Source organism: Candidatus Pelagibacter communis, from assembly GCF_001179965.1.
GTDB lineage: Bacteria > Pseudomonadota > Alphaproteobacteria > Pelagibacterales > Pelagibacteraceae > Pelagibacter.
This window is the reverse complement of sequence record NZ_CVSH01000052.1, coordinates 146,928-157,744: the sequence shown is the minus strand read 5'-3', so window position 1 is coordinate 157,744 and position 10,817 is coordinate 146,928. Positions and strand designations below refer to the sequence as shown.

Annotated in this window: 15 protein-coding genes, 1 tRNA gene and 1 rRNA gene; 6 read left to right on the top strand and 11 right to left on the bottom strand. The window is 27.4% G+C overall.

Features of this window, described 5'->3' with window-relative positions; all coding sequences use genetic code 11:
• Positions 1-7: 7 nt before the first annotated feature.
• From AMN73_RS03135 to AMN73_RS03115, 5 genes are all read left to right on the top strand, one after another.
• Positions 8-748 (top strand): inositol monophosphatase family protein, encoded by a 741-nt coding sequence (locus AMN73_RS03135; RefSeq protein ID WP_075534824.1) that lies wholly within the window; start codon positions 8-10, stop codon positions 746-748.
• Positions 749-783: 35 nt separating this feature from the next.
• On the top strand, positions 784-1,011 hold the full coding sequence (gene rpmE / locus AMN73_RS03130) for a 50S ribosomal protein L31 (protein WP_075534823.1): 228 nt from the start codon (positions 784-786) through the stop codon (positions 1,009-1,011).
• On the top strand, positions 1,011-1,598 hold the full coding sequence (locus AMN73_RS03125) for a cell cycle transcriptional regulator TrcR (protein WP_075534822.1): 588 nt from the start codon (positions 1,011-1,013) through the stop codon (positions 1,596-1,598). The genes rpmE and AMN73_RS03125 overlap by 1 nt, the downstream gene beginning before the upstream one ends.
• 47 nt (positions 1,599-1,645) lie before the next feature.
• On the top strand, positions 1,646-1,840 hold the full coding sequence (gene rpsU / locus AMN73_RS03120; RefSeq protein ID WP_075534876.1) for a 30S ribosomal protein S21: 195 nt from the start codon (positions 1,646-1,648) through the stop codon (positions 1,838-1,840).
• A gap of 3 nt (positions 1,841-1,843) precedes the next feature.
• A tRNA-Met gene (locus AMN73_RS03115) sits at positions 1,844-1,920 on the top strand.
• Positions 1,921-1,929: 9 nt separating this feature from the next.
• On the opposite strand, the gene AMN73_RS03110 is transcribed toward AMN73_RS03115, so the two are convergent.
• The 7 genes from AMN73_RS03110 to ykgO are packed head-to-tail and all read right to left on the bottom strand — an operon-like array spanning position 1,930 to position 6,952.
• A complete protein-coding gene (locus AMN73_RS03110) occupies positions 1,930-3,192 on the bottom strand; it encodes a hypothetical protein (RefSeq protein ID WP_075534821.1) in 1,263 nt (420 codons plus the stop codon).
• A gap of 9 nt (positions 3,193-3,201) precedes the next feature.
• Positions 3,202-3,900, bottom strand: a complete 699-nt coding sequence (locus AMN73_RS03105; protein WP_075534820.1) for a transaldolase family protein — start codon at positions 3,898-3,900, stop codon at positions 3,202-3,204.
• A gap of 6 nt (positions 3,901-3,906) precedes the next feature.
• Positions 3,907-5,301 carry an NAD(P)(+) transhydrogenase (Re/Si-specific) subunit beta gene (locus AMN73_RS03100; protein WP_075534819.1) on the bottom strand — a complete coding sequence of 465 codons (1,395 nt, stop codon included), beginning with the start codon at positions 5,299-5,301 and terminating at the stop codon, positions 3,907-3,909.
• A 2-nt stretch (positions 5,302-5,303) separates the two neighbouring features.
• The gene (locus AMN73_RS03095) at positions 5,304-5,612 is read right to left on the bottom strand and encodes a proton-translocating transhydrogenase family protein (RefSeq protein WP_075534818.1); all 309 of its coding nucleotides are present in this window, start codon (positions 5,610-5,612) and stop codon (positions 5,304-5,306) included.
• A 6-nt stretch (positions 5,613-5,618) separates the two neighbouring features.
• The gene (locus AMN73_RS03090) at positions 5,619-6,707 is read right to left on the bottom strand and encodes an NAD(P) transhydrogenase subunit alpha (protein WP_075534817.1); all 1,089 of its coding nucleotides are present in this window, start codon (positions 6,705-6,707) and stop codon (positions 5,619-5,621) included.
• A gap of 8 nt (positions 6,708-6,715) precedes the next feature.
• Positions 6,716-6,826, bottom strand: coding sequence for an aa3-type cytochrome c oxidase subunit IV (locus AMN73_RS03085; RefSeq protein WP_075534816.1), 111 nt, complete (start codon positions 6,824-6,826; stop codon positions 6,716-6,718).
• Entirely contained in the window at positions 6,827-6,952 is a 126-nt protein-coding gene (gene ykgO / locus AMN73_RS03080) for a type B 50S ribosomal protein L36 (protein ID WP_075534815.1), read from the bottom strand.
• Between the two features lie 86 nt (positions 6,953-7,038).
• Between ykgO and AMN73_RS03075 the strand changes: the two genes are divergently transcribed.
• Entirely contained in the window at positions 7,039-7,815 is a 777-nt protein-coding gene (locus tag AMN73_RS03075) for a glycosyltransferase family 2 protein (RefSeq protein ID WP_075534814.1), read from the top strand.
• Here the strand turns inward: AMN73_RS03075 and rrf are convergent.
• The 4 genes from rrf to gmd form a co-directional block, all read right to left on the bottom strand.
• Positions 7,815-7,929 (bottom strand): 5S ribosomal RNA (gene rrf, locus AMN73_RS03070). The genes AMN73_RS03075 and rrf overlap by 1 nt on opposite strands.
• 42 nt (positions 7,930-7,971) lie before the next feature.
• The gene (locus AMN73_RS03065) at positions 7,972-8,853 is read right to left on the bottom strand and encodes an NAD-dependent epimerase/dehydratase family protein (RefSeq protein ID WP_075534813.1); all 882 of its coding nucleotides are present in this window, start codon (positions 8,851-8,853) and stop codon (positions 7,972-7,974) included.
• Entirely contained in the window at positions 8,850-9,776 is a 927-nt protein-coding gene (locus tag AMN73_RS03060; protein WP_075534812.1) for a GDP-L-fucose synthase family protein, read from the bottom strand. The genes AMN73_RS03065 and AMN73_RS03060 overlap by 4 nt, the downstream gene beginning before the upstream one ends.
• The gene (gmd, locus tag AMN73_RS03055) at positions 9,773-10,813 is read right to left on the bottom strand and encodes a GDP-mannose 4,6-dehydratase (protein ID WP_075534811.1); all 1,041 of its coding nucleotides are present in this window, start codon (positions 10,811-10,813) and stop codon (positions 9,773-9,775) included. Before gmd ends, AMN73_RS03060 begins: the two co-directional genes overlap by 4 nt.
• Between the last annotated feature and the right edge of the window lie 4 nt (positions 10,814-10,817).

Sequence of the window (10,817 nt, the reverse complement as noted above, 5' to 3'; positions counted from 1 at the left end):
AAATAAAATGAATTCTATTTCGCCTAACTTAAATATTATGATTAAAGCTTGTGAAAAAGCATCGAAATCACTAATTAGAGATTTTGGTGAAATAGAAAATCTACAAGTATCTAAGAAAGGTCCTTCAGATTTTGTAACAAACGCAGACAAAAAAGTTGAAAAAATTTTAATAGAGGAGCTTTTAAAAGCAAAAAAAAATTATTGTATTATTAGTGAAGAGACTGGGTTTACAAAAAATACTGATGAGGAAAATATATGGATTATTGATCCCATTGATGGAACATCAAACCTTTTTCATGGTATTCCTCATTTTTCCATTTGTATAGCTTTAAAATCTCATGGAGTTATAAAATCTGGTTTAGTTTTTGATCCTATAAAAGATGAAATGTTTTTCTCAGAAAAGAATAATGGATCATATTTAAATAATAAAAGAATAAGGGTTTCAAAAAAAAAAGATTTGAATGAATGTTTGTTTGCATCAAATGGTAAAAAATTTAGAAATGTTGAGCTTGCTAAAAGAAATACAGGAAGCGCAGCTTTAGATCTCGCATACGTGGCATCAGGAAGATTTGATGGATTTTTTCAAGAAAACTTAAACATTTGGGATATTGCTCCAGGGATTTTATTAATCCAAGAAGCTGGTGGTGTAGTTAATAAGGCAGATATTAAAAAAATTAATGATATTGAAGTTATTACATCTAATCCAAGTATTAATGAAAAAATGGTTAAAATTTTAGATAAGTTTTAATTGTTTTATAAAAATCATTTGTTATAAGTCTCGGTATGAAAAAAGATATACATCCAAAATACCATAAAATTAAAGTTGAAATGACTGATGGATCACAATTTGAAACTAAATCAACTTGGGGTAAGGAAGGAGATATACTTAAATTAGAGATAGATCCAAAATCTCACTCTGCATGGACAGGTGGAAAACAAAAAATTTTAGATAAAGGAAGAGTAAGTAAGTTTAATAAAAAATTCCAAAACTTTAGATCTGATAAAAAATAATGACAAACGGACTTTTAATGCCGATGGCTACGGCTGTTTGGCTGGTTGAAAACACAACATTAACTTTTAAGCAAATTGCAAATTTTTGTAATCTTCATGAGGTAGAAGTTCAAGGTATTGCTGACGGAGAGGTTGCCAAAGGTATAAAACCCTACAACCCTATTATGGCCGGGCAATTAACTCGAGAGGAAATTAATTTATCATCAGAAGACGAAAACAGGCCATTGGAAATAAAAATTAGTGATATTGAAATTTCTGGCCAATCAGAAAAAACGAAAAAATATGTTCCATTATCTAAAAGACAAGATAAACCAGATTCAGCTTTGTGGCTTTTAAAAAATCATTCACAATTAAAAGACTCTCAAATTGCAAAGTTAGTAGGTATAACTAAAAATTCAGTCACATCTATAAGAAATAAAAGTTACTGGAACTTTAATAATTTAAATCCTAAAGACCCAGTTTCCATAAACTTATTTTCTCAAAAAGATTTGGTCTTGGCCCTAGAAAAAGCTGAAAGACGTATTAAAAGAGAAAAACGTGAGAAAGAAAAAGCAAAACAAGCAAAGAGTGATAAACAAATTTTATAGACAATAAATTTTTAAAGTGTTAATAAACATTTTTTTTGGAGGTAGTTATTAAAATAGAAGTAAAAGATAATAATGTTGAGCAAGCTCTTCGAGTTTTGAAAAGAAAACTTCAGAGAGATGGTTTTTTCAAAATAATAAGATTGAAAGATACTTATGAGAAACCATCTGAAAAAAAAAAAAGAATACTTCAAGAAAATATAAAAAGAGTTAAAAAGCTTAATAAGCTTAAAAATAGAATCTAATACCGCGGGGTGGAGCAGTCTGGTAGCTCGTCAGGCTCATAACCTGAAGGTCGGCGGTTCAAATCCGTCCCCCGCAACCAATTTAAATTTTAGGCAAAAAAATAGTTCTTAACTAACCTCAAACAAATAAAACCAACATAAAAAGTGTACAAATAATAAATGCTATTTTTTTTAATAAAAAAATTTTTAACCAAATAGTTTGAAATAATTGTAAAAAAAATTATCAATATGAGTGGGTCGTAGTATTTATGATATATAGTATTCTGTATGTTAGATATAATTAAAATAGAAAATATTAAAAAATTATTTAGGTTTTTGTAACAAAAAAAACATAAAATAAATATTGATACTAAGCTAATAAAATAAAAAAAATAATAATTATTAAAAAAATAATATGAAATTTGAAAAAAAACTCCTCCACCTGTATAATTTGGAACGTAATTAAAATAAAATAAACATATTAAAAATATTATTAAAAAGATAAATAAGTTTAAGTTTTTAATTTTTTTAAATTCACTAAAGATAGATTTATTTAATAAAAACGGTGATAAATGAAATAGAATTATACTTGAAATTATTAAAATTTTATTTGCGAAGTTTAGACTCAATCCAATTTTTTCCTCATTTGACGAACCTGGAGTAGTAGCTGTTAAGAAATTAATATCAAGTATGATTAAATAGTAAAATGCGGGTAAAGACAAAATTCCACAAAAAATAAGATATTTAATAATTAACATTAAATTTTCTTTTTTGATGTAATGAAAGAAAAAATAAATCACGAAAACTGAAAAATTTGGGCTTATATATGAAGATAAAATTAAAAATAATAAATTTTTAAAGATATATTTCTCTTTACTAAATTTTTGGTATTTCAAAAACTCATAAATCGATATTACAAAAAAAATCAATCCAATTATTCTTGTACTGGGCCAAATTGAAAGTGATCTAAATGTTGGTGAAAGAAAAAGTGAAAAAGATATTAGTAAAAGTAAATTTTTATCTATTTTCTCAAATTTAAAAGTTAAACATTTATAAAAATAGTAAACTAGAAAAATTGATAGATTTAAGTGTAAAAATCTTATTGAGTCTAATGAAAGACCTAATTTATGAAAAAAACTTAAAAAAATTAAATATAATGGAGAATGTCTGTGACCGAAACTTTCATAAGTTAAAAGTGTTTTTTTAATGTCTGCTGATAAAGCTTCAATAACGGGTTTGTCTGTATGTAGCCAATCTCCTATAGCACCGAAGTTAAGATTCTCGTCAATATAAAAACCAAAAACTAAAGATAAATATAAAAATAAAAATATTGATAAAGTCTTATAATATTTTGAAATGTTACTATCTTTCATTTTAGAAAGCTAAATTTTAAAATTTGATTTTCTACTATCAATTAAAAAATTTCTTACAGTCTCAATCGTTAAATCTTTAAAACTTTTTCCAAATTTTTCTATTTTTTCTATTATTGATGGTGGTACAGTAATTATATGGCATTTTAATTGCTTTGCTTGAGTGAAATTATATGGTTCTCTAACACTAGCCCATAAAATTTCAACATTTTTATAATTTTTACATAAAGATAAACTTTTTTTAAATTCTGGAATTGGATCTAGTCCAGTATCACCAGATCTACCTGCAAAAATAGATATAATAACCTTTGATTTTTTATTAATATTCTTTAAAATTTTTTTTGTTTGTGATGAGCTATAGACAGCTGTAATATTTAGCTTTATATTTTTTTTATTTAATTCTTTAATAATTTTCCCACAAAAATTGCCCTTTGAATTACAAAAGGGTATTTTTACATAAACATTTTTCCCAAGTGAGTTTAGTATATATGCTTGATTAATCATATTTTTATGATCATCTGCAAAGACTTCAAAGGATATTGGTTTTTCAGGACAAGCTTTTAAAATTTTCTTGCAATAGGATTTGTAATCTCTAGCACCAGCTTTTCTAATTAAGCTTGGATTAGTAGTAAAACCTTTAACAATTTTTTTTTTATTGAATTTTTTAATCTGGCTAATTTCTGCTATGTCACAAAATATTTTTGTAATCAATTTATCCTACAAGTTTTTTGTTATTTCTTCTGTCATTTTTTTTGCGTCAGCAAATAACATTAATGTATTTTCTCTATAAAATAAATCGTTATCTATACCAGCATAACCTGGTGACAAACTTCTTTTAACAAATAATACTGATTTTGATTTCTCAACATCTAAAATTGGCATTCCGTAAATTGGGCTTTGTGGATCAGTTTTAGCAACAGGATTTGTTACATCATTGGCACCTATTACATATGCAACGTCACAATTTGCAAAATCATTATTTATGTCCTCAAGTTCGAAAACCTCATCATAAGGAACGTTTGCTTCAGCTAATAAAACATTCATGTGTCCTGGCATTCTTCCTGCAACTGGATGGATTGCATATGAAACTTTAACACCATTTTTTTTAAGTGAATCAACCATTTCTTTAAGTGCGTGTTGTGCTTGGGCAACTGCCATACCATAACCTGGAACAATAATTACTGATGATGCATTCTTCATTAAAAATGCGGCATCGTCAGCATTGCCGCTTTTTACAGGTTTTTGTTCACTTGATTTTTTACTTGAAGTGTCATCTGTTGCTCCCCATCCTCCTAGTATAACATTGAAAAACGATCTATTCATTCCTTTACACATTATGTAAGATAAAATTGCACCTGATGAACCAACCAAGGCTCCTGTGATAATTAAAGCTGTATTTTCAAGAGTAAAACCAATTCCAGCAGCAGCCCAACCAGAATAAGAATTTAGCATTGATATTACGACTGGCATATCAGCACCTCCAATTGGTATAATAAGTAATATACCAACAAGAAAAGATATTAGTATTAATGACCAAAATAAATTTTCAGATTGAGTTTTACATAAATAGAATATCAATCCAATCAATATTATACCTAATGCAAGATTTAAAATATGCTGCCCAACAAATGTGATTGGCGAACCAGACATTATTCCTCTTAGTTTTAAAAAGGCTATAATTGACCCGGTAAATGTAATTGCGCCAATTGCTGCACCTAGTGACATTTCAACTAAACTTGCAATTTTTATATCTCCAGGATATCCAAGATTAAATATCTCAGGATTTAAAAAAGCAGAAATTGCAACAAACACTGCTGCTAGACCGACCAAACTATGAAAACCTGCGACCAATTCTGGCATAGCAGTCATAGGAATTTTAAATGCAATAAATGCTCCTAGTGTTCCACCTGCTATTAAAAAAATAATTAAATATACAAATCCAATTGAGAAATTTCCTACTGAGATAACGGTAACACTTATTGCAATAATCATTCCAATGATTCCGTATAAGTTACCTTGTCTTGATGTTTCAGGTGATGAAAGTCCTCTGAGAGCTAAAATAAATAATACTCCGGAAACTAAGTAAAAAATTGCTAATAAATTTGCTGACATGATTATTTATCTTTTTTCTTCTTCTTGTACATTGCTAGCATTCTTTGAGTTACTAAAAAGCCACCAAAAATATTTACTGCTGCTAAAATTATAGCTAGATAGCCAAATATACTGGCTGTATCAAAAACTTTGTTAGAATTTCCAGCTAATGATGCAATTATAGCACCTACTATTATTACTGATGAAATAGCATTTGTTACTGACATTAAAGGTGTATGAAGAGATGGAGTAACACTCCAAACAACATAATAACCCACAAATATAGATAAAATAAATATACTTAATCTGAATATAAAAGGATCTATTTCCATAATAACTTATTTTAACAATGTATTTTTTATAATTTCATCATCTAAATTAATATTAATTTTCTTATTCTCTTTATCATAAAGATTTGAGACAAAATTAAATAAATTTTTTGCATAAAGATTTGACGATGATACTGGAAGTTTATTTAGTATATTTTTTTCTCCCATTATTTTAACACCATTTTTATCAATTATTTCACCAACTTTTGTATATGCTGAATTTCCACCTTGAATAGCAGCTAAGTCATAAATAACTGAACCAGATTGCATATTTTCAATCATACCCTCTTTAAGAATTATTGGTGCCTTTTTTCCTGGTATCAAAGCAGTACAAATAACTATATCAATTTTCTTTAAAGTTTCAGATAAAAGTTCTTCTTGTTTTTTTTTAAAATCTTCAGACGCTTCTTTAGCATAACCACCTTCCGTCTCAAGGTTTTCTGATCCCTCAACGGTTAAAAATTTGCCTCCTAAACTCTCCACTTGTTCTTTAGAGGCCATTCTCACATCGGTTGCAAAAACAACTGCACCCATTCTTTTTGCTGTAGCAACAGCTTGCAATCCAGCCACACCTGCACCAACCACTAAAACTTTTGCAGCGGGAACAGTTCCAGCTGCTGTCATCATCATCGGAATCGCTTTTTCAAAAAAAGCAAATGCCTCAATCACAGCTTTATAACCTGCGAGATTTGCTTGGGATGATAAAATATCCATTGATTGAGCTCTTGTAATTCTTGGAAGTAATTCTAAAGAAAATATATTTACTCCTTTGGATTTTAATTTTTCAATTTTATCTTTATTTTGAGAATAGTTTAGAGAGCCAATTAAAATTTTTTCTTTATTTAAAATTGAAAAATCATTTTCATTAATCAAGTCTAACTGAATTAAAATATTTGAATTTTTCATTACTTCTTCTTTTGATTGAAGAATTTTGGCACCAGCGTTTTTAAAGGAATCATCGCTAAAACCTATATGGTCGCCATATCCTTTAACTATATTCACTTCTAGTCCAAGATTATTATATTTTTTAATTATGTCTGGTACTAATGAAATTCTCTTTTCTAAGTCTTTATTTTCTGAAATAGATCCTACAATCATGAAATTTTTTACAATAAAAAAATTGCCATGAGAACTAATACACCAATTACAGCTATAGTTCCCCAAAGTACAAATTTTGTGAAATTGTCCCAGGTTTTTTTATGACTCTCGTTATCCATTTATTTTTGTCTTGCTTTAAATTTTGGATTTTTTTTATTAATTATGTAAACTCGCCCTCTTCTTCTTACTAATTTAGAGTTAAGATCTCTCGATTTTAGTGATTTTAATGAACTTTTTATTTTCATAATTTCAGAACTTTTACTTATTTAAATTTATTTGGTCAATAAAAGAATTGTTGCATCAGCATATAAAATACTGAATAATTTAACAAATGGACTTTAGTATAATTATTAATACTCATAATCAGTCAAAGTTCTTGAATGAATGTATAAAAACTTGCTTAAATCAAAACTACTCTAGTTATGAGATAATTGTTGTTGACACTTCAAAAAGACCTTCGAAAGATAAATATAAAAATACAAAAAAATTAAAATATTTTCATATTAAAGAAAAGTTTAGAAAATTTCCTGTTTTAAATCAAATGTATCAAATTCAATATGGATTTTTTAAGTCAAAAGGAAAATATATTTGTCTCTTAGACGGGGACGATAAATTCTCCAATTTAAAGTTAAATAATTTATCAAAAATATTTGTTCAAACTAAAAATAAAATTGTTCAAGATGTTCCTTACTTATTCTCAAATACCTTCGAAAAAAAAAGTAAAATTAAATTCTACAAAGATAATATTTTATTTAAAAAAATTTTAGTTAGTTGGCCACAAATTTTTGGAACAAGCTCAATATCTTGTAGTAGAGAAATACTCTATAAATTTTTTAAGAAAGGAAAACCTTTTTGTTGGAACTATTTAGCTATAGATATAAAATTAATATTATTTGCTCACACACAATTTGATATGATCTCACTGCAAAAGAAATTAACTATGAAGAGAGTACATAATGCTAATTTAGATAAAACCTTCTCAAATTTAATATCTATTTCGTTTTGGAAAAGACGGAAAATGCAGATTGAATACGACTTTTTTTTAAAAAAAAAAAATATTATAAACTTAGATTATTTAATTACAAAAATAATTAATGTAATTTTATAGCCTGGCAACGTCCTACTCTTCCATGTCTTAAGACAAAGTACCATCGGCGCAGAAGGGCTTGACTTCCGAGTTCGGAATGGGATCGGGTATTACACCTTCGCAATAATCACCAGGCACTGAATTTATATTTAAAAAAAACTTAAAATCAACAATAAATTATTGATTATTTTTAATAAAATCTTCTACATAATCCTTTAATTTTTTCTTACCAAAGTATTTATAGACACGATTTGAAAGATTCATGTTTGTTAATGCAGATGCATACCTTTCACCAGATCTTCTTGGTAAAAATTTTATTTTTTTTTTAAAAAGCTTTGCTACTTGCAAGATGGAATAGCTTTCTCTGTGTGAGATACTATAATGTCTACATAAATTATTTTTCCAAGCAAGATAGCAAACCTTTATTGTATCATCTATGTGAGTAAATCTTCTAGTTTGAGTACCAGGTTTTACAACTGGTAAAAATTTTTTTTTTTTGAAACAATTTTCAAATATTCCTATAACTGTAGCCATGCTACCTAGACTTATCTGTTTTGGACCATATACATTATAAAAATAAATTATTTCGTACTTAAACTTAAACCACTTTTTTAAATTCTCAAGCAATTCTAAATTTTGAGATTTTGAAAAAGCATAAGGGGAAAGATTTTTATCTTTACCACGATTTCCCAGTGATGCTGAGGTTGCGCTATAGATAAGTTTTATTTTATTAATTAAACAAAAATTAAATACTGCATTTGTGCCTATATTATTTGAGTCTAAACATTGATCCATTTTCAAAAAACTTTGATAAATTCTTGCAAACTCACCAAAGTGAAAAATTGCATTTATATTTTTTGGTTTCTTCAATATCTGAGAAATATTTCTTGTATGTGATGAAAAATATTTAACTCTTGGATTTTTAATATGATTTTTTTTTGACCCAGAGCTATAATTATCTATTGAGATAATTTTATGATTTGTCTTTTTTATTAAATAACTTATTAAATTTGATCCAACAAATCCTGCACCACCTGTTACAACAAGAATGTTTTTCATTGGTTTTTTTTATATTTTTTTTCAAAATCTTTATATGTGATATCAAAACCTTTTTCTAAAGATATTTTAGATTTCCATCCATATTTTCTTGCAAGATTTACATCAAGAACTTTTCTAAAAACTCCATCAGGCTTTTTATTGTCATATTTAATATTCACTTTAAGTTTCAATTTTTTTATTAAAAAATTAACATAATCTTTAATCCTCATATCCTTACCAGTCCCTATATTAATAATTGTATCTTTTATATTTTTGTTCATAAAAAAAATACATGCATCAGCAATATCGTCAACAAAAATTAATTCTCTTAATGGCTTTCCGCTACCCCAAACTTTAAATATTTTTTGCTTTTTAATTTTACATTCGTGAGCTTTTTTAATTAATGCGGGGAAAAAATGAGAGTTATTTGTATGGTAATTATCATTGGGACCATAAGTGTTCGTTGGCATTAGACTCAAATATTTAGTTTTATATTGTTTATTATAAGCCTCACACATTTTTACTCCGGCTATTTTTGCTACAGCGTAAGGTTCGTTCGTTTCTTCTAATTTTCCTGTTAAAAGGTATTTTTCCTTAATAGGTTGCTTGGATTTTTTTGGATAAATACAACTTGATCCAAGAAAAATAACCTTTTTTACTTTATTCTTAAAACTTCCATGAATTAAATTATTTTGTATTTGCAAATTCTCATAAATGAAATCAGCACCATGAGTATTGTTATGATAAACCCCACCAACTTTTGCAGCTGCAATTATAACAACTTTTGGTTTTTTTTTTTTTAAAAAACTGTGGACTGCTTTTTGGTCTAGTAAATCAAGATTTTTTCTACTTATTGTGATTATTTTTTTATAATTTTTTTTTCTCAGTTTCCTTAAAATCGCTGAACCTACCAGACCTTTATGTCCAGCTAAAAAAATACTCATTTATAGTCAAACCTATTTATTTCTAAATTTACCATCTCAGAAATTAAATCATCAAGTCCAGTTTTTGGCTTCCAATTAAGTAATTTTCTAGCTTTTCTTGAATCTCCTAGAAGGTTGTTTACCTCTAAAGGCCTATAATAATTTTTATCGCAAGCAACTATAGTTTTTCCATTTTGATCAACTGCTTTTTCAGATATTCCTTTACCTTTCCAACTTAATTTCATATCTAGTTTTTTTGAAACCTTGTTGACAAAATTTTTAACAGTAGATTGCTTGCCTGTTGATATTACTAAATCAATAGGTTTTTTTTGTTGCAACATAAGCCACATTGCCTCAACATAGTCTCTTGCATGCCCCCAATCTCTTTTGGCATATAAATTACCAAGATATAATATCCTTTGCTTTTTTTTTTTAATTCTGCATAAAGCTTGAACAATTTTTTGAGTGACGAAAGTTTCTCCTCTTCTTGGGCTTTCATGATTAAACAAAATACCGTTACAAGCAAATATATTATAGGCTTCTTTATAGTTGATCGTAATCCAATGCGCATAAAGTTTTGCAACACCATATGGGCTTGCAGGATGAAAGTTTGTTCTTTCATTTTGAGGAGTTTTTTCATTTCTTCCATATAGTTCTGATGTGCCTGCTTGATAATATTTGGTTTTTTTTTCTAATTTATTGAATCTAATTGCTTCAAGTATTCTTAGTGCTCCTAAAGCATCTGCATTTGCTGTATATTCTGGTGACTCAAAAGATACTTGTACATGAGATTGGGCGGCTAAATTATAAATTTCATTAGGTTTAATTTCTTTAATCAATCTGGTTACTAATAATGAATCTGTGATATCTCCATAATGTAAAATAAATGTTCTTTTTTTAATCTGTGGATCTTGATAAATATGGTCAATTCTTCCAGTATTAATTGATGATGATCTTCTTTTTACTCCATGAACTATATATTTTTTTTTTAATAGAAATTCAGCTAAATATGATCCATCTTGACCAGTAATACCAAAAATTAGTGCGACTTTTTTCATTTAA

Coding starts and splice junctions, on each gene's coding strand:
- AMN73_RS03135 (WP_075534824.1), top strand. CDS start 8: ATGAATTCTATTTCGCCTAACTTAAATATTATGATTAAAGCTTGTGAA.
- rpmE (WP_075534823.1), top strand. CDS start 784: ATGAAAAAAGATATACATCCAAAATACCATAAAATTAAAGTTGAAATG.
- AMN73_RS03125 (WP_075534822.1), top strand. CDS start 1,011: ATGACAAACGGACTTTTAATGCCGATGGCTACGGCTGTTTGGCTGGTT.
- AMN73_RS03110 (WP_075534821.1), bottom strand. CDS start 3,192: ATGAAAGATAGTAACATTTCAAAATATTATAAGACTTTATCAATATTT.
- AMN73_RS03100 (WP_075534819.1), bottom strand. CDS start 5,301: ATGTCAGCAAATTTATTAGCAATTTTTTACTTAGTTTCCGGAGTATTA.
- AMN73_RS03095 (WP_075534818.1), bottom strand. CDS start 5,612: ATGGAAATAGATCCTTTTATATTCAGATTAAGTATATTTATTTTATCT.
- AMN73_RS03090 (WP_075534817.1), bottom strand. CDS start 6,707: ATGATTGTAGGATCTATTTCAGAAAATAAAGACTTAGAAAAGAGAATT.
- AMN73_RS03085 (WP_075534816.1), bottom strand. CDS start 6,826: ATGGATAACGAGAGTCATAAAAAAACCTGGGACAATTTCACAAAATTT.
- ykgO (WP_075534815.1), bottom strand. CDS start 6,952: ATGAAAATAAAAAGTTCATTAAAATCACTAAAATCGAGAGATCTTAAC.
- AMN73_RS03075 (WP_075534814.1), top strand. CDS start 7,039: ATGGACTTTAGTATAATTATTAATACTCATAATCAGTCAAAGTTCTTG.
- AMN73_RS03065 (WP_075534813.1), bottom strand. CDS start 8,853: ATGAAAAACATTCTTGTTGTAACAGGTGGTGCAGGATTTGTTGGATCA.
- AMN73_RS03060 (WP_075534812.1), bottom strand. CDS start 9,776: ATGAGTATTTTTTTAGCTGGACATAAAGGTCTGGTAGGTTCAGCGATT.
- gmd (WP_075534811.1), bottom strand. CDS start 10,813: ATGAAAAAAGTCGCACTAATTTTTGGTATTACTGGTCAAGATGGATCA.